This window comes from Longimicrobium sp. (genome assembly GCF_048594345.1).
In the GTDB taxonomy this organism is placed as follows: Bacteria; Gemmatimonadota; Gemmatimonadetes; order Longimicrobiales; family Longimicrobiaceae; genus Longimicrobium.
In genome coordinates, this window is the sequence record NZ_JBMDXM010000246.1 from 1 (window position 1) to 17,723 (window position 17,723).

The following is a 17,723-nucleotide window of genomic DNA, read 5'->3' on the forward strand; positions in this document are numbered from 1 at the left end:
CCTCGGTTATTCACGTAGCTCCAGGTATGCCGTCGCGGAGCTTTGCGGCTACGCGCGGCGAGGTGCACAGCTGGTCGATGGCTCTCGCGGGCACGTGGCCCCTTTCCCCACAGGTATCCGGGAGGAATCGTGGCGTCTCGCATTCCCCACCCGGTACTACGCTGGCGTGGGCAGGGCCTGGTGAGCGGGCGAGCCGCGCGAGGGGTAGAGGCGGTTCAGCTCCCGTGCGCAACGCCGCCATAGTTCGGCGCGTGAGGATTCGATCACGAAGGTGACCCGGCGCGCACTCAGGACCACGCGTGCGGCGGTCTTCAGCACAAGCTGGCGGAAGCGCTCGCGGCTCGGGCGTGCGGCCTCTCCGCGCTCGAGCAGCCCCGAGGCGGCGTGCATCAGGTTCGCCGCGATCAGGCTCAGCAGCAGCCGCGCCTCGTTGGCGGCGAAGCTGTCCGGCTCGCTGTAGGGTGTCTGCACCTCACGGCCTCGGTAATGGTCCTTCGGCCGCGGCGAGGACGAGAGTGAGACGTCCAGCGCCTGCTTCCACTCGCCGAAGTCCTTCTCGGCGGTGCCCCGCTTCCTGTACCGCTCCAGCAGCGCGTCTGCAGCGACTTCCGAGACCGGCACGTTGGTCAGCAGGAAGAAGTAGTCGAGGAAGAGCTCCCCCTGCGCTTTCGTCCGCTCCAGCACCACGAGCACTACCCGGCGCGGGTGCGCCCACCTGGCCGCGCGGTAGATGAGCTCATGCGTTCGGACCTGCCCCTCTGGCGGTGGCTCCGTCACGTACGGGGCGGCCATGCGCTTGAGCACCGGGTTGCCGTTCAGCCGCGCCACGTAGAGGAAACCCTCCTCCTCCAGGCGGTCCAGCGTCTTTCCCTCGGGAAACCCTGCGTCGATCCGCAACCACACCTGCTCCGCCCAGGTGCGCGCCCGGCGCAGGATCGGCAGTGCGAACTGCAAGCCTCCGTCGGCGGTGTGCACGTTGCCGGGGCGGAGCTTGGCGCCCAGGTAGTCGCCGTGCTCAGAGCGCAGCAGCAACGGATGATAGCAGCGCACCCGGTAGTGGCCGTTCCGGGCGCTGCCCGGCTGATGCCCATGGACCTCGTACGGCAGCGAATCCAGGTCGAGCGTGGTCTCGGCCAGCCGCGTCTGCCCCTGCGACTCCATCCGCCGCTCTGCCCCGTCCAGCAGCATGCGACGCAGCCCGGCGCGGTTCTCACGCGTGCCGAGATCCTGATGCAGCCGGCTGAGCGTGGGTTGCGAACACAGGCCCTCCGGCTCGCGGCCCGCTGCCTCGCGCAGCGGCCTCTGCCCCCGCCGGCAGGAAATCGCCGTCTTCAGCGCGGGATCCGCCCGCAGCAGCGCCACGTCGGACTGTCCGCTCCATCCTTGCGCCAGCAGCAGGAGCGCGGTCCGGACCAGTTCGACGTGCGGGTGGATCACCTGTCCCGGCACCCGCAGGTCGGTCAAGTGCTTCCCGATCAGCTCCGAATACCCCAGCCGTTCCATGACCTCGCGCATGAGCAATGCGCCCGCATCCGACGTCAGCTTCTCGGGACGCGCCTCCACCCGGACCGCCTGGTTGTATTCCGGGGAAAAGAGTGTACCTTGTTCTTCACCCATGTCGTGTATTCGAGGGTACGCGGACGGATGGTTGCTTCGACACCACCCATCCTACCGCTGCTCAAGAACATGCGACATGGGTTCTTTCTTTGTATGACCCTGAGGTCTGGTTTCTGGTGAATAACCGAGGGTGAGACCAATCTTTTCCATGATCCGGGATCGGGTGGACAGTGAACAGCGGGATTCGGTATCAGGCAACCGATCCGCCACTGCCGGCCCGCCCCTTGCCCCGCATCCCCGGCCCGCACACCTTGCATCGCAAGCGTTTACGCATTCCCCGAGTGGTACCAAGCATGTCCAGCAAGCCCGGCCCGCAGCCGCACACCGACCCCGGCGACAAGCCAGCCGGCGGGATGGCCGCCATCCTGAACACCGCAAAGCAGCTCACCCGCGAGAAAGCCGTGGTGAGCGGCGTCAACGCGCTGCGCGTGCTCAATCAGGACCAGGGCGTCGACTGCCCCGGCTGCGCCTGGCCCGAGAGCGCGCCGGGGGAGCGGTCGCACTTCGAGTTCTGCGAGAACGGCGCAAAGGCCGTCGCGGCCGAGGCCACGGGCAAGCGTGTCACGGCGGAGTTCTTCGCGCGGCACAGCGTGGACGAGCTGGCCGCGCAGAGCGACTACTGGCTGGAGCAGCAGGGCCGCGTGGCACAGCCCGTCATCCTGCGCCAGGGCAAGCGCCACTTCGAGCCCATCGCCTGGGACGAGGCGTTCGCCAAGGCGGGCGGCTTTCTCCGCGACCTGCCCAGCCCCAACGACGCGGCGTTCTACACGTCGGGACGTACATCCAACGAGGCCGCCTTTCTGTACCAGCTGTTCGGGCGGATGTACGGCACCAACAACTTTCCGGACTGCTCCAACCTGTGCCACGAATCCAGCGGGGTGGGACTCAAGCAGACGATGGGCATCGGCAAGGGCGCGGTGCAGCTGGATGATTTCACCAAAGCCGACGCCATCTTCATCATCGGGCAGAATCCGGGCACCAATCACCCGCGGATGATGACGGTGCTGCAGGAGGCGCGGCGGCGCGGGGCGGAGATCGTCGTCATCAACCCGCTGCGCGAGCGGGCGCTGGTCAGCTTTACCCATCCCCAGGAAGTTGTCCCCACGCTGCTGAACCAGGGGACCGAGATCGCCACGGTCTACCTGCAGGCAAAGCCGGGGAGCGACGTGGCGGTGCTCAAGGGGATCATGAAGCAGCTGCTGGAGGCCGAGCGGCGCGACCGCGGACGGGTGATCGACCACGGCTTCATCCGCGCGCACTGCACGGGCTACGAGGAGCTGGTCGAAGACCTGGACGCCACACCGTGGACGCAGATCACGGAGCAGAGCGGACTTACGCAGAACGAGATCCGCGCCGCGTCGGAGGTCTACATCAAGTCCCGCGCGACCATCCTGTGCTGGGCGATGGGGCTTACGCAGCACGAGAACGCGGTGGACAACATCATCGCGTGCAGCAACCTGCTGCTGCTGCGCGGCAACGTGGGCCGCCCCGGCGCGGGCCCCTGCCCCGTGCGCGGCCACAGCAACGTGCAGGGCGACCGCACCGTGGGCATCGATTTTCGCCCGCCAGCGTGGACGGACCGGCTGGAGGCGGAGTTCGGCTTCACCGCGCCGCGCGAGGCGGGGCTGGACGTGGTGCACGCCATCGAGGCGATGGCGGAGGGGCGCGTCCGCTTCTTCATGTCCATCGGCGGCAACTTTCTAAGCGCGTCGCCCGACACGGCCATGGTGGCGGATGGATTGAAGTCGGTCGACCTGGCCGTCCACGTGACCACCAAGCTCAACCGCACGCACGTCACCAGCGGGCGCGAGGTGATGATCTGGCCCTGCCTGGGACGCACGGAGATCGACCGGCAGGCCAGCGGCCCGCAGTTCGTGACGGTGGAGGACTCCATGTCCGTGGTCCACGTCTCCGAAGGACGCAACAAGCCGGCGTCGCCGCGGCTGATGAGCGAGGTCGCCATCGTCTGCGGGCTGGCGAAGGCGACGCTGCCGGCGGGTTCCGTCGATTGGGACGCGCTGGCGGCGGACTACGGCCGCATCCGCGACCGCATCGAGCGCGTGGTGCCGGGGTTCGACGCGTACAACCAGCGCGTGCGCGAGCCGGGCGGCTTTGTGCTGCGCAACGCGGCCGCGCACCGCGAGTGGAACACACAGAACGGCCGCGCCAACTTTGTCGTGGTGCCCACGCCGGACATCCGGCTGGGCGAGGGGCAGCTGCGCCTGTTCACCATCCGCTCGCACGACCAGTTCAACACCACCATCTACGGCCTGGACGATCGCTACCGCGGCATCAAACAGGCGCGCCGCGTGGTGCTGATGCACCCGGACGACATCGCCGAGCGGGGCCTTACGCCCGGCGACTGGATCGACGTGCGCAGCCACGGGGCGGACGGCCGCGAGCGCATGGCTCCCCGCTTTCGCGCCGTGGCGTACGACGTTCCGCGCGGGTGCTGCGCCGCATACTTTCCCGAGGCCAACGTGCTGGTCCCCGTCGGCAGCCGGGCCAGGGGAAGCAACACGCCGTCGTCGAAGATGATCCCGGTGACGGTGGAGCGCGCGACCAGCCCGGTGGACGTCGTCGGCGCGGACGAGCGGCTGGTCTACCGCGACGCGCAGGCGCAGGCCGAACACCTCTCCGGCGCCGCGGTCTAGCCCGTGCGCCGGGGAAGCACGTCGCGCCGCCCGGTCGAGCGCGTTACCGTCGGCCCCGACGGCGCCGCGCGTCGCACCCGCGACGACCAGCTGGCCGTCGAGGAGCCGCGGGAAATCCGCATCATCCGCGCGGAAGATGCGGATAGGCCGGCCGACGAAGCGGCGCACCGCGTGTCGGTGACAATGCGAACGCCGGGGGCGGACTTCGAGCTGGCGGCGGGCTTTCTCTACGGCGAGGGGTTGATCGGCGGCGCGGCGGCGATCGCATCCATCCGCTACTGCACGGACGCCGAGCAGCAGTACAACGTGGTGAACGTGCGGCTGGCCCCCGGTGCGCCGTTCGATCCCGCCGCCCTGTCGCGCAACTTTTACGCGACCAGCAGCTGCGGCGTGTGCGGCAAGGCGTCCATCGAGGCGGTGATGGGCCCGGCGTGCGCCCGCATCGACAGCGCGATGGACGTGGATCCCGCCGTCCTTGTCGCCCTGCCGGAGAAACTGCGGCAGGCGCAACGCGTATTTGAGCGGACGGGTGGATTGCACGCGGCGGCGCAGTTTACCGCCGGCGGCGCGCTGGTGAGCATTCGCGAGGACGTGGGCCGCCACAACGCCATGGACAAGCTGGTGGGGGCGGCGCTGCTGGCGGGGGAGGTGCCGCTGGCGGAATCGATCGTGCTGGTGAGCGGGCGCACCAGCTTCGAACTGGTGCAAAAGGCGGCGCGGGCGGGGGTGCCGGTGCTGGCCGGCGTGTCGGCGCCCAGCAGCCTGGCCGTGGAGCTGGCGGAGCAGGCGGGGATGACGCTCGCGGGATTTGTCCGCGATCCGGGGTTCAACGTGTACGCGGGGGGCGCGCGACTCGCCCGCCGCTTGCCACAGGGAGTGGGTGGATGAAGACGCAGAGCCGCTGGTTGGGTGGGATGATGGTGCTGGCCGCGCTGGCGGCCTGCGGTGAGCAGGGCGGCGAGCTTCGCGACGCCACCGAACGCCGCCGCGCCCAGGGCGTGGAGGGCGATTCCGCCGCGGGCGACACCACCGCGTCGGGCGAGCCCGCGGGTCGAGTTCCCGCGTTCGTGCTGGCCGATTCCGCCGCGCCCGCGACACCCGCGGCGGTCACCACTCCCGCCGCGGCGGCCGACAGCGCGCAGCCAGCGACCCAGCCGGCCGCGGATCCCGCGGCGCAGCAGCAGTGGACGGCCGGCGTGCGCGACCAGGTGCGCACCGTGCCGCGCCCCGTGACCCTGCGCGACGTGCGCGTGGGGGTGAACCAGGGCTTCGACCGCGTGGTGCTGGAGTTTCTGGGAAGCGGCGTGCCCGGCTACCGCGTGGAGTACGTGGACCGCCCCGTCCACGCGTGCGGCAGCGGCGATCCCGTCCCCGTGACCGGCGACGCGTGGCTGGCCATCACCCTGCGCGGCACGCAGGCGCACAACGACCAGGGCCAGGCCACCGTGCAGCAGCGCGAGCGCCGCCTGCAGATGCCCATCATCAAGGAGCTGGAGTTCACCTGCGACTTCGAGGGCGTGGTGGAGCTGGTGCTGGGCGTCTCGCGTCCCAACCGCTACCGCATCACCGAGCTCCAGAACCCCACGCGCCTCATCATCGACATCCAGCAGTAGACCCGATCTCGCTGCGCCCGACGGGACGGCGATCTCACGCGGAGACGTGGAGGGCGCGGGAGGCGCGGAGAACTGCGGGAGAGAAAAGAGGAGGCACGGGGGAAGCGATCCGCCGTGCCTCTGTTCTTTTTCTCTTGTGATGTAATACCAGATCTGACGAAACCTGTCATTCTGAGGGAGGCGTCGCGCGGTGCCCTCCGTTCGCCCAGGAGCGTGGCGCCGACCGAAGAATCTGCATGCTGAGACGGGAAGTTCTCTCCGTCACGAGGGTGTTCCCAAGCGTCCACCCGGAACGGAGAGCGGGATCGTTGCCCAGAACGGCGTTCGTGTGCAGATTTACGCTCGACGGTGAAACCCGCGCAGCAACCTCCCCGTACGACCGCCTCGTCCGAGGAACGCCGACCGCTGGAGAAGCCTGATGCCGAGCCGAATCCCTGAAGGTACGCCCCCGCGGGTGCTGATCCGCGACTTTCTGATCTTCCAGGCCAAGACCTTCATCGATGGTCTCAAGGACGTGGTGGTGATTCCGTTCGCGACCATCCTGTTCGCCCTGGACCTGATTTTTGGCAAGGGCGACAAGCGCGGCCGGACCTTCTATGCGCTGATGGGCGCCTGCGAGTCGTTTGACCGGTGGATGAACCTGTACCGCCCCGCCAGCCAGGCCGGCGGCAGCGCCGAGGGCCTGTTTGCGGGCAGCGAGCCCGGCGATGGCACCATGATGGGCGACATCGAGGGCCTGATGCGGCGCAACGAGCCCGCCCGGTCCGCGCAGCCCAGCGTCCCCGCCGCGTTCTGAACAGCCTCACGCGGAGACGCGGAGAATCAAAAGAGCGGAGGAGCAGAGAACCGGCCGGGTTCGTCTGCTCCTCCGCTTTTTGTGCCTGAGCAAGATCGGACAAAGACCTGATCTCACACAGAGTTAACAGAGTCAACAGAGTTCGTTCTGCGCGAGAGACAAACTCTGTTGACTCTGTTAACTCTGTGTGAGGCCCCCCTCTTTTCAGTCGCCGGACGATGACTCCGCGGCGCGGCGTATGGCGCGCAGGGCTTCCATGCGGATCAGCCCGCTGAACGGCCGCACCACGCGCCAGTAGCGGCGGAACGAGCGGCGCGCCGCGTCGTCGGTGCAGCGCACGCGCGTTTCCGTGGCCACCAGCGAGCCCTCGTCCGTAGGGAGCACGGTGAAGTTCCACGCGGCCACCGCCATCCCCGGCCGGTCGAACCCCGCATACTCCGCCGGCTGCAGCCGCTCGATCCCGCCCGCCGGCGTCCAGAACCGCCCCGCCAGCCCCAGCACGAACTCGTGCGGCGCGCGCTCGTCCAGCAGCACGAAGCCGTTGTCCAGCAGCCGGTCCATCGTGGTTCCCAGGCCCCGCTGCTCCGGCCCGACGCGCTTTCCGGCGAGCAGGGCGGGGAGCGAGCGCAGGCCAAAGAGCACGCGCACCAGCGGCGATCCGCCCAAATCCAGCCGGCGCGCGGCGGCGTACGCGCGCTCGGGCGGGGCGTGCATCCGCAGCGCGTGGCGCTCCGCGAACTCCGCGTGCGGCAGGTGATTGTCGATCAGCACGGGCGCGTCCCGTCGTAGGCCGGCCCGCCATCCTTCCACGCCCACCACTGCAGCAGCCGCGGATCGTGCGGAAACTCCGACGCGTAGTATACGGCGCAGCGAAACACGTACAGCATGCAGCGGTCGACGTGCATCCCCTGGTATTCGCACAGCTGGTCGTACAGCGCCTGCGGATCGCGCCCGCGAAGCTGCTCCACCCGTTCAATCCCCAGGTTGCGCAGGTCCTGCGCGATGGTCGCCCCCACGCCGGGGATGGCGCGCAGCTCGTCCTTGGGCGCTTTCGTGCGAGGTGGACTCATGGCGTTTGCAACCTTTCGCGGGCGGCACGCATCGGATGGGGTGTACGCGCGGGGACGGTGAAACTTCTCCCCGGGCACGCGCGTAGAGTTTGGTGCGAGGCAGGGTTCATGTTCTTCTAATCCTCCGCGCGCAACACCGCCAGGGTTTCGGCGGTAGAACACACGGTACGAAACGCTGGACCGTTCGAGAAAGCCGACCTGACCCCCACCTCATGCTCCCAAGGCGTCCTCCGGGTGGGCACGGATGAGAACGAGAAGGCAGCAGTACCTGTAGCGAGTAGCCGCTTGCGACGACGAAGCCCGCCGGATCACGATCCGACGGGCTTCGTCGCGTTTAGCCCTTTGCCGGGCGCGCCGTCTCGTCCACCGGCCGCAGCCTGCGCAGCATCAGGAACCCCGCGATCCCCGCGATCAGCGACGCGGCAAAGATGCCGATCTTGGCGTCCTCGTTCAGCTGCGGCGAGCCGGGAAACGCCAGCCCCGCGATGAACAGCGACATGGTGAAGCCGATGCCGCCCAGCAGGCTTACTCCGCGGATGGAGTTCCACGTCATCCCCGGGGGCAGCGCGGCCAGCTTCGTCTTGACCGCCAGCCAGGCGAACAGGGTGATGCCGATCGGCTTGCCCACCACCAGCCCCAGGATGATGCCCAGCGCCACCGGGTTGGTGAACGCCTCTCCCAGGTTGCCCCCCAGGTGCACCCCCGCGTTGGCCAGGGCAAAGAGGGGGATGATGATGAACGCCACCGGCCCGTGCAGCTCGTGCTCGATGCGCTGCAGCGGTGCCTGCGCGGCTTCGCAGGCGTTCTCCATCTCCTGGATGGCGGCCTGCTGGTCGCGGTTGGTCAGGACGTCCGTCCCCTCGCGCCCCGCCGCGTCAAAGTAGTCCAGGATGCGGCGCCCGCGGGCCAGGAACTCCGTGGTGTCGATACGCGTCCGCGCCGGGATGGTCATCGCCAGCAGCACGCCGGCCACGGTGGCGTGTACGCCGCTCTTGAGAAACGCCACCCAGAGAACCACGCCCAGCACCACGTAGACGATGGGCGCCCGCGCCTGCAGCCGCGCCGCTACGATCAGCGCCGCCAGCACCACCATCCCCACCCCCAGCGCCATCCACGAGATCTGGTCGGTGTAGAAGATGGCGATCACCAGCACCGCACCCAGGTCGTCCACGATGGCCAGCGCGGCCAGGAACACCTTGAGCGACAGGGGAATGCGCGGCCCCAGCAGCGCCAGCACGCCCAGCGCGAACGCGATGTCCGTCGCCATGGGCGTTCCCCATCCACGCTCCCCCGGCCCGCCCGCGTTCAGCAGCGCGTACAGGATGGCGGGAACCACCATCCCCCCCAGCGCCGCGGCGATCGGCAGTGCGGCGCGGCGCACGGAAGCCAGCTCGCCCACCAGAAACTCGCGCTTGATCTCCAGCCCGACCAGAAAGAAGAACACGGCCATCAGGCCGTCGTTGATCCAGTAGTGCAGGGGATACGAGAGCGCGTACCGGCCGGCACCGATGGTGACCGTGGTCTCCCACAGATGGTGGTAGCTTTCGCTCCACGGCGAGTTGGCCCAGAGGATGGCGACCAGCGTCGCCGCGATCAGCACGATGCCGCCCGCCGATTCCGTGCGGGTGAACCGCGCGAAAGGCGAAAGGATCCGCTGAAACGGGGTGAGCGGGGGAGGGGGAATTACACCGGTATGCGTGGCCATTCGTCCTTGTCCGTCGGGCTCCGAAAACGTTGTCCGGCCCGGAAGGTAGCGAAGGCCGCCGGACAATCCAACCCTGCTGGATTCAGCAGAACAGAAGGTTTGTCCGGGTTTCCAGGGTCGATCAGCCGTGGAATGTGAACGACGACAAAGCGCCCCGCCGCCATCAGGTGGCGGCGGGGCGATAGGCTCGGTGATGCGGGTCAGCGGTCGCGGGACGCGGAGGCGGCGCGGGCGTACTCGCCGGCCAGCAGCGGATACGGGTTCACGTTCTCACTGTCCCAGTAGCGCTGCGGGTCCGGCAGCCGGCCGACCGAAAAGTGCAGGTGGTAGTTGCCGGCGCCCGCGTTGCCCGTGTCGCCCACGTAGGCGATTACCTGGCCGCGGCGCACGGGCAGACCGTCGCGAATGCCGGCGGCGTAGCGCTGCAGGTGGGCGTAGTAGTACATCGTGCGCCCGTCCGTGCCGATCTGATAGATGGTCACGCCGCCCAGTCCGCCCGTGCGCAGCCGGTGGATGGTGCCGTCGGCCGCGGCCAGCACGGGTGTTCCCCCCGGCGCCATGATGTCGATGGCGTTGTGCACCCGCCCGCCGCTGCGCGCGTCCGCGTACGAATCGCGCAGCTGGTCGGGGCGAATGCCGCGTACCGGGATCAGCAGCGACGCGCCCGGCGCCAGCACGCCCGGCTCGATCACCGCCTCGTGCGATTCCTCCGCCGCAGGACGGTTGGCGCGGATGACGATCTCGTCGCGCGGGCGCTCGCGGCGCGGCCGCTGCGACGACGCGGTGTGCTCCGGCGGCGCGCCGATGGCGATGGCGCAGCCGGAAAGCGACAGCGACAGGGCCAGCGACATCGCGCCCCAGCGACGGGCGTGGTGCATGGAAAGAGCGGTCATGGCACCGTTCCGCGAATCAGGCCTTTGCGGCAGACACCCATGGGAAGACGGGCGGCCGTACAGGGTTGGAAATGCGTATGGACGAAAATGCGTCGGTTAGCGGTGCCTATATTGCACCCATTGCGTCCCCGCCGCAAGAACTTCGTGCGATGGGGCTGGTCCGGTGATACGGGCGCGTCGTATCCACATCGCCCGTAATTCCGTATTGCGGTACTGATTCATGCCGCCGCGATGCTCGGAATGCGCCGTCCAATCCCGGACGGCGAGGCGCTGGCTCCCCCATGGATCGTCATACGCAAGACGAATCTACGTAGTGGTTTACGTGCGCGCGTACGACATTGCGTTGCCTGTCGCTCAGGGTGGATCCGAGGTGAGCCGTTGGCTTCCTGAGGGAGCGCCAGACCGAACCTGAGTCCACGCCGCCGCTTGCGCGCGACCGAAGGATCTCGGCTGCCCCACGCAGGGCTGAGATCCGGGCATGGAATCCAGCCCCACGGTTCTGCCGGCGAGATCCTTCGGTCGGGACGCTGGCTCAATCGTGAGAGCAGGATCAGCGCGGCGCCTTCCTCAGGAATCAAGGTTGAAGGCGTTGAAGTAATGTTCGAGAGAATCAACCGAATCAACCTTCTCAGAAGTAGATCTGCATGGAGAGCGCGGACGTGAAGCTGCGGAAGCCGGCCGAGCGGGTTTCGGACTCCCGGTGGTCGTCGGCCATGTCCGTTTCGGTTTCGTAGCGGCCGCTCTGCACCATGAACCCCGTCTGGCCCGACAGGCTGAACCGCCGCGTGGGAAACCACTCCACGCCCACCCCACCCAGGACGCTGCTGTTCATTCCGCGCGTGGTCTCCTCGTAGTCCTGCGGCCCGTCGCGCCGCTCGAACCGGCCGCCGATGGAGGCGCCGGCGATCAGAAACGGCGTCACGTCACGCGGCGTCATCAGGTACCGCTTTACGTTCACGCCCACGCCTACATCCGTGCTGGCCGTGGTCGCTTCACCACCGCCGCTGGCTTCCGAATCGGTGCCGTAGACGGAGACCGCCAGCACCAGACCCAGGTTGGTGCGCTCCCCCACCATCTCCCATGCGCCAAACTCCGCGCGCTCGCCGCTGCCGCCACTGTAGCCGGGAGGCGTGAAGGAAAGCGACCAGTTGCCCTTTTGCAGCGACGTGCGCGGCAGCGTGTCGGCGGCCACGGCGAGCGTCGTATTGGCGGGCACGGCGGTCTGCGCGGCGGCGGGAAGGGCAAGCGAAAGCAGCGCGGCGGCAGCCGCGGCACAGGCACGAAAAGGCATTGTGGATCAATGTCGGAAAGGAGGGCGGCGCGGCGTCCGGCGACGGTGAGAGCGCCATCTGTTTCTACGCGGGCGGGCAAGATACGCGGTCGCCGGATGCCGCGCCACATGCGGCGGCGCTGGACTTTGCGCGGGTGATCGGCTTATATCCGCGCAGCGACGTTGACGTCCGGCCCCATCCACCGCGCACAGACCGACCGATGGCGAGCAGCCCCGAGCAAGTGATCCGGCAGCAGTGGGAAAAGTGGAGCGGCCGTCCCGGCGGCAAGGCGATGTTCAGCTTTCTGCTGGGCCGGCTGGTGCCGTACTCCGGCACCATCGGCGCGCGCATCGAGGAACTGCGCCCGGGCTACGCGCGCGTGACGCTGCAGGACCGGCGCAGGGTGCGTAACCACCTGCGCAGCATTCACGCGATCGCGCTGATGAACCTGGCCGAGCTTTCCACCGGGCTGGCGCTGAACTACGCCATGCGGCCCGACGCGCGGTCCATCCTCAAGGGCCTGTCCATCGACTACACCAAGAAAGCCCGCGGCACACTGACCGCTGAGGCCGATGCGCCGGTGCTGGAGAGCAACGACGAGCGCGAGATCACCGTCACCACCGACATCCGCGACGCCGCGGGCGACGTGGTGGCCACCGCGCAGGCCCGCTGGCTGGTGGGGCCCCGCAAGTAGCCGCCGCCGCGCCTCGCGAGGGGAGCGCGGCGCTGGACGACACGACGTAGCGCGACTGTACCTGCCAGGCTGATCGCGCGGCTGCGAGAAGTTCTGGGCATGCGTTGGCGTGTGAGCGAAAGACTCTGCACCTCACAATGCCGGATGGCATCCGGCATTGAAGAGAAGCACCAGTATAACTATCATAGAAGGAAGAGAGCGTGACTGTGCCCAGGGTGGCCCAGTCGTGACAACGGGAGGTAAGATGGCCAGGAATACGCAGCACGTTATCCCAAATCCGAATGGCGGGTGGAGCGTCAAGAAGGGCGGCGCGTCGCGGGCGACGAAAGTGTTCGATACCCAGGAGCATGCCATCACCTTCGCTCGTGAGGTCAGCCGCAATCAAGGCTCGGAATTGTACGTTCACAGACGCGATGGTACCGTTCGAAGCAAGGATTCGTACGGCAACGATCCGTTTCCTCCGAAGGGGTAGCCAGTGGGGCCAGTGGACGGAGCCGGGCCGGCAGAGGGGTTTGAATCAAACGTCTTCATTAACTGTCCGTTCGACAGAGAGTACTATTCTCTCCTGCGGCCCTTGCTCTTTACGATCGTCTGTCTTGGGTTCACCCCTCGGATCGCGACCGAACGATCCGATTCGGGTGAAAACCGGCTCGACAAGATCAGGGAACTCATCCGGGATTCGAAGTACAGCCTCCACGACCTGTCGCGCCTGAAGTCGAAAAAAGCAAACGAGTTCTACCGGTTGAACATGCCGTTCGAACTCGGGCTGGAGTACGGGGCTCGCGGATTTGGTGCGGCTTACATGAACGGCAAGCGCTTCCTCATCCTCGAGCAGAACCTTCACGACTTCGGGAAAGCGCTGTCCGACCTGTCTGGCGTCGACATCAAGCCTCACCGCAACGAGCCGGACGAGGTGGTTCGGGCGGTTCGTGACTGGTTCGTCGAGACTGTGGGGTTGCGGGGGGTGGAAACCGCCACCGTGATCTGGTACAGGTTCGGTGATTTCACCACCGCGTTCTTCGAGCAGATGCTGGCCCTGGGCAGCCCAGAGAGGGACATCGAGGAGATGCCGGTCGCGGAGTACGTCGACCACATCCGCGATTGGGTAAGGGAGTATCGAGAAGCGGCGTAGAACACTGGCAGCAGCAACAACTCAGATCAGGACGCCGAGGGGACTCGCCTCTCTGCGTCCTCTTCTTTTTGGCCCGGATACTCCCACGCTCAGGCCGTTGCGCTCCTTCGGCCCATAGACTGCACAGGGTGCGCAACGTGAACCATCACGCGCACCAGAGCATCCGCATGATCCGCATCGCCGCGCCGCCCGCCGCCGATCCGCTTGCCCCCGCCGAGGCGTGGTTCGCCGCGCGCGGGTGGGAGCCGTTCGGCTTTCAGCGGGAGGTGTGGCGGGCGTACATGGCGGGGGAAAGCGGGTTGATCCACGCGGCCACGGGGACGGGCAAGACGTACGCGGCGTGGCTGGGCGCGGTGCTGGACTGGATGGCGGAGCAGCCGCACACCCCCGAGCCCGTCGTCCCGATGCGGCGCGGCAAGAAGCCGGGCGTTGTGGCGCCGCCGCTGCGGGTGCTGTGGATCACCCCGTTGCGCGCGCTGGCGGCGGACACGGAAGAGGCGCTGCGGCAGCCGCTGACCGACATGGGGATTCCCTGGACGCTGGAGTCGCGCACGGGCGACACCTCCGCGGCCACGCGCAGCCGCCAGCGCAAACAGCTTCCCACGGCGCTGGTCACCACGCCCGAGAGCCTGGCGCTGCTGCTGTCCCGCGACGACGCGCGGCAACTGTTCAGCGACCTGCAGGCGGTGGTGATCGACGAATGGCACGAGCTGATGGGGAGCAAGCGCGGCGTGCAGACGGAGTTGGCGCTCGCGCGGCTGCGCGGCTGGCGTCCGGGTCTGCGCACCTGGGGGCTTTCCGCCACCATCGGCAACCTGCAGGACGCGCTGGACGCACTGCTGGGCACGGCGCCGGACCGGCCGGCGGGGCGCACCGTCCGCGGCCACGTGCCCAAGGAAGTGGTGGTGGATGCACTCATCCCGCCCACCATTCAGCGCTTTCCCTGGGCGGGCCACCTGGGGACGCAGATGCTGCCGCAGGTGGTGGAGGCGGTGGAAGAGGGTGACAGCGCCATCGTATTTACGAACACACGTTCACAAACGGAAATCTGGTACCAGGCGCTGCTGGAGGCGCGGCCGGAGTGGGCGGGGCAGATCGCCCTCCATCACGGATCACTGGACCGCGCGCGGCGCGAATGGGTGGAGAACGGCCTGCGCACCGGGGTGCTGCGCTGCGTGGTCGCCACGTCCAGCCTGGACCTGGGCGTCGACTTTTCGCCCGTCGACCGGGTGCTGCAGATCGGCAGCCCCAAGGGGGTCGCGCGGCTGCTGCAGCGCGCGGGACGCAGCGGCCACCGCCCCGGCGCCGTGAGCCGCGTGACCTGCGTGCCGACCAACGTGCTGGAGCTGATCGAGGTGGCCGCCGCGCGCGACGGGATGCGCGCCAACGCCGTCGAGTCGCGGCTTCCCGTGGAGCGCCCGCTGGACCTGCTGGCGCAGCACGTGGTGACGGTGGCGCTGGGCGGCGGCTTCTATCCGGACGAGCTCAAGGCCGAGGTGCGGACCACGCGCGCCTACGCCGGGCTGCTGGACGACGAGTGGCAGTGGGTGCTGGATTTTGTGACCCGCGGCGGGGACGCGCTGCGTGCGTACCCCGAGTTCAGCCGCGTGCTGGTGAGCGAGGACGGCACCTACCACGTGGGCGACAAGCAGATCGCGCGGCGGCACCGCATGTCCATCGGCACCATCGTGAGCGACGCGTCGGTCACGGTAAAGTACGTGGGCGGCGGCGCGCTGGGGTCGGTGGAGGAAAGCTTTATCGCGCGGCTCAACCCCGGCGACAAGTTCATCTTCGCGGGCAAGCCGCTGGAGTTCGTGCGCGTGCGCGACATGGTGGCGTGGGTGCGCCGCGCCAAGAACTCAAAAGGCGCCATCCCCCGGTGGATGGGGGCGCGGATGCCGCTTTCCACCGAGCTGGCGGCGTCGTTGCGGGGGCGGCTGGAAGAGGCGTCGCGCGGCATCTGGCGCGACCCGGAGATGGAGGCCATCCGCCCGATCCTGGAGATCCAGGCGCGGTGGTCCCGCATCCCCGCCGCGGACGAGCTGCTGATCGAGCGGGTAAAGACGCGCGAGGGGTATCACCTGTTCTTTTTTCCCTTCGAAGGGCGTCTGGTGCACGAGGGGCTGGCGGCGCTGTTCGCGTACCGCATCTCGCGCCTCAAGCCCATCAGCTTCACCTTTTCGATGAACGACTACGGGTTCGAGCTGCTTTCGCCCGACCCCGCGCCCATCGAGGAGGCGCTGGCGGCGGGGCTTCTGGCGCCGCACAACCTGCTGGACGACGTACCCGCGTCGCTGAACGCCACCGAGATGGCGCGCCGGCAGTTCCGCGAGATCGCGCGCGTCGCCGGGCTGGTGTTCCAGGGCTTTCCGTACGCGGGCAAGAGCGCGCGGCAGCTGCAGGCCAGCAGCGGGCTTTTCTTTGACGTGTTTACGCGCTACGACCCCGGCAACCTGCTGGTGAGCCAGGCGCACCGCGAGGTGCTGGAGCGCCAGCTGGAAAGCAGCCGGTTGGGCCGCACGCTGGACCGCCTGGCCGCCGGCCGCGTGGCGCTCACCGAGCCCAGACGCACGCCGCCTCTGGCGTTTCCGCTGCTGGTGGACCGCACGCGCGAGGCCGTCAGCAGCGAGTCGATGGCCGACCGTGTGCGCCGCATGCAGGTGGCGCTGGAGAAGTACGCGGATACGGGAAAGTGAGCGGGCTTCGCGGTGGGGCAGCGTTTCAGGGATTTGCCTCACACGGAGTCAACGGAGTACAGGCTTCGATGCGCGGGTGGGGGCGTGTGCGCGAGGAGGGAACCCGATGAGCGCGGCGGCGTGGAAGATCGCGCTCACGATTGTGCTTGGAGTCGCCGTGCTGATCCTGAACGTGTGGCTATACGAGCACCGCCTGGACCCGCCCGAAACCGACCGGCGGGCGAAGTTCAATGAGATGCACCGCTACGATGCCACGGGCAGGCGCCTGCTGCCGCTGGCCTTGCTCGCCGACGTGCTGTTCATCGCGACGTTCCTCTGGATGACGTTCGAGTTCCGGTAGCCCCGCGAACGAACGGCGCTTTGATCTGGACGGCTGACCTGCTCGACGCACATTCTGCCACGTACGGCATCGCACGCCGCGCCTGCTCATTCCACGCTGCCGCCCGGTGCCGCGGGAAGACCCTTACGGACTGTCAGAAAACGATTTAGATTGGATCATCCTCGCGCATCTGCCCGCGCCTCCCCGTGCGGCGAGGGGGGAAACCCGCGAGTCCCGCCCATCCGTAAGCAGGCGCTATCCATTCCGCCGTCCTCCACCGCAGCACGAAGGACCATCCATGTCGCAGAACCTTTCCGCCATCCAGCTCGAAACGATCTCCTGGGAAGACGGCAACCGGGCCGCGTCGCTGACCAGCGTCTACACCAGGGTCACGGACGCCGCGCGCAGCGCCAGCGCCTGGTACCAGATAAACAAGAAGCCCAAGAAGGGCGGGGCCATGTTCCTGCGATGGGGCGCCGTGGTCCTGATCTCCATCTCCGGACTGCTTCCCCTGATCTCGGCGCTGCTGCCCCCTGTGGGCTCGCCGCCGTCAAGGCTGGAGATCAATCCCCTGTATACCTCGCTCGCGGTGGCGGTGGCGGCGGCGCTGTTCGGGTTGGACAAGTTCTTCAACTACTCCAGCGGGTGGATGCGCTACGTAAAGACGGACCTGGCGCTGCGCACCGCCATCGGCGAGTTCGAACTGGATTGGCAGATTGCCCGTGCCGCGTGGGGCGCGGCCGAGCCCACGCTGGCGCAGACGGCGGACATGCTGGCGCGCTGCAAGGCGTTCGCGGCCCGGGTAAACGCCATCGAGTCCGAAGAGACGAACCTGTGGATCGCCGAGTTCCAGGCCAGCCTTGCCCAGCTGGGTGAGTCGGTCAAGACGGAGAAGCCGCGCGAAGAGCCGCGCCCCGATCCCACGCCCGCGGAGACGCGCAAGCTTCCGGCGAATGCCGTAACGGGCGGCAAGGTGTTCACGGACGCCCTCCCCGAAGAAACGTCCGACTTCCCGGACGCCGTGGCCGACCGGGCGAACGAGCCGGCACCGCGGGAACCGGCCGCGCCGGTGGGCAAGGACGTGCCGCCGGCGGTCTCCGACCCCTCGAAAGAGCCCACGCGCTCCGCCGATCGCGAGGTGGAACCCGCCGCTGGCTGACGCGGCGGATCGGCCGGCGGCCGCGAGGGAGGACACTCCTTCGCCCGCCGTCTCTGCACGGGACGGCACGGAATCGGAGATCGGGGTACTCTCTGCGGAGTACC

At 68.2% G+C, this 17,723-nt stretch carries 16 protein-coding genes; 10 read left to right on the forward strand and 6 right to left on the reverse strand.

Features of this window, described 5'->3' with window-relative positions:
- Positions 1-156: 156 nt before the first annotated feature.
- The gene (locus ACOJUJ_RS25835; RefSeq protein ID WP_420129812.1) at positions 157-1,617 is read right to left on the reverse strand and encodes an IS1380 family transposase; all 1,461 of its coding nucleotides are present in this window, start codon (positions 1,615-1,617) and stop codon (positions 157-159) included.
- A gap of 293 nt (positions 1,618-1,910) precedes the next feature.
- Between ACOJUJ_RS25835 and ACOJUJ_RS25840 the strand changes: the two genes are divergently transcribed.
- From ACOJUJ_RS25840 to ACOJUJ_RS25855, 4 genes are all read left to right on the forward strand, one after another.
- On the forward strand, positions 1,911-4,271 hold the full coding sequence (locus ACOJUJ_RS25840) for an FdhF/YdeP family oxidoreductase (RefSeq protein WP_420129813.1): 2,361 nt from the start codon (positions 1,911-1,913) through the stop codon (positions 4,269-4,271).
- Between the two features lie 3 nt (positions 4,272-4,274).
- Entirely contained in the window at positions 4,275-5,159 is an 885-nt protein-coding gene (gene fdhD / locus ACOJUJ_RS25845; RefSeq protein WP_420129814.1) for a formate dehydrogenase accessory sulfurtransferase FdhD, read from the forward strand.
- Entirely contained in the window at positions 5,156-5,884 is a 729-nt protein-coding gene (locus tag ACOJUJ_RS25850; protein WP_420129815.1) for an AMIN-like domain-containing (lipo)protein, read from the forward strand. The genes fdhD and ACOJUJ_RS25850 overlap by 4 nt, the downstream gene beginning before the upstream one ends.
- A 418-nt stretch (positions 5,885-6,302) precedes the next feature.
- Entirely contained in the window at positions 6,303-6,680 is a 378-nt protein-coding gene (locus ACOJUJ_RS25855) for a hypothetical protein (RefSeq protein ID WP_420129816.1), read from the forward strand.
- A 204-nt stretch (positions 6,681-6,884) separates the two neighbouring features.
- Here ACOJUJ_RS25855 and ACOJUJ_RS25860 read toward each other — a convergent pair whose 3' ends face one another.
- The 5 genes from ACOJUJ_RS25860 to ACOJUJ_RS25880 all read right to left on the reverse strand — a co-directional run bounded on the left by ACOJUJ_RS25860 (position 6,885) and on the right by ACOJUJ_RS25880 (position 11,639).
- Positions 6,885-7,451, reverse strand: a complete 567-nt coding sequence (locus ACOJUJ_RS25860) for a hypothetical protein (protein WP_420129817.1) — start codon at positions 7,449-7,451, stop codon at positions 6,885-6,887.
- Positions 7,445-7,750: a helix-hairpin-helix domain-containing protein gene (locus ACOJUJ_RS25865; RefSeq protein WP_420129818.1), complete on the reverse strand. Its 306-nt coding sequence runs from the start codon at positions 7,748-7,750 to the stop codon at positions 7,445-7,447. The genes ACOJUJ_RS25860 and ACOJUJ_RS25865 overlap by 7 nt, the downstream gene beginning before the upstream one ends.
- 334 nt (positions 7,751-8,084) lie before the next feature.
- The gene (nhaA, locus tag ACOJUJ_RS25870; protein WP_420129819.1) at positions 8,085-9,455 is read right to left on the reverse strand and encodes a Na+/H+ antiporter NhaA; all 1,371 of its coding nucleotides are present in this window, start codon (positions 9,453-9,455) and stop codon (positions 8,085-8,087) included.
- A gap of 200 nt (positions 9,456-9,655) precedes the next feature.
- Entirely contained in the window at positions 9,656-10,348 is a 693-nt protein-coding gene (locus ACOJUJ_RS25875) for a M23 family metallopeptidase (protein WP_420129820.1), read from the reverse strand.
- A gap of 628 nt (positions 10,349-10,976) precedes the next feature.
- Complete coding sequence (locus tag ACOJUJ_RS25880; RefSeq protein WP_420129821.1) at positions 10,977-11,639, reverse strand: hypothetical protein; 663 nt, start codon at positions 11,637-11,639, stop codon at positions 10,977-10,979.
- A 200-nt stretch (positions 11,640-11,839) separates the two neighbouring features.
- Here ACOJUJ_RS25880 and ACOJUJ_RS25885 point away from each other — a divergent pair, with 200 nt between their 5' ends.
- From ACOJUJ_RS25885 to ACOJUJ_RS25910, 6 genes are all read left to right on the forward strand, one after another.
- Positions 11,840-12,313: a hotdog fold domain-containing protein gene (locus tag ACOJUJ_RS25885; protein ID WP_420129822.1), complete on the forward strand. Its 474-nt coding sequence runs from the start codon at positions 11,840-11,842 to the stop codon at positions 12,311-12,313.
- A gap of 244 nt (positions 12,314-12,557) precedes the next feature.
- Positions 12,558-12,785 carry a DUF2188 domain-containing protein gene (locus ACOJUJ_RS25890; RefSeq protein WP_420129823.1) on the forward strand — a complete coding sequence of 76 codons (228 nt, stop codon included), beginning with the start codon at positions 12,558-12,560 and terminating at the stop codon, positions 12,783-12,785.
- Positions 12,786-12,788: 3 nt separating this feature from the next.
- The gene (locus tag ACOJUJ_RS25895; RefSeq protein WP_420129824.1) at positions 12,789-13,445 is read left to right on the forward strand and encodes a hypothetical protein; all 657 of its coding nucleotides are present in this window, start codon (positions 12,789-12,791) and stop codon (positions 13,443-13,445) included.
- A 167-nt stretch (positions 13,446-13,612) separates the two neighbouring features.
- Positions 13,613-16,141 (forward strand): ligase-associated DNA damage response DEXH box helicase, encoded by a 2,529-nt coding sequence (locus ACOJUJ_RS25900; RefSeq protein ID WP_420129825.1) that lies wholly within the window; start codon positions 13,613-13,615, stop codon positions 16,139-16,141.
- A gap of 106 nt (positions 16,142-16,247) precedes the next feature.
- Positions 16,248-16,481, forward strand: a complete 234-nt coding sequence (locus ACOJUJ_RS25905; protein ID WP_420129826.1) for a hypothetical protein — start codon at positions 16,248-16,250, stop codon at positions 16,479-16,481.
- Positions 16,482-16,758: 277 nt separating this feature from the next.
- The gene (locus ACOJUJ_RS25910) at positions 16,759-17,619 is read left to right on the forward strand and encodes an SLATT domain-containing protein (RefSeq protein ID WP_420129827.1); all 861 of its coding nucleotides are present in this window, start codon (positions 16,759-16,761) and stop codon (positions 17,617-17,619) included.
- Positions 17,620-17,723: the final 104 nt, after the last annotated feature.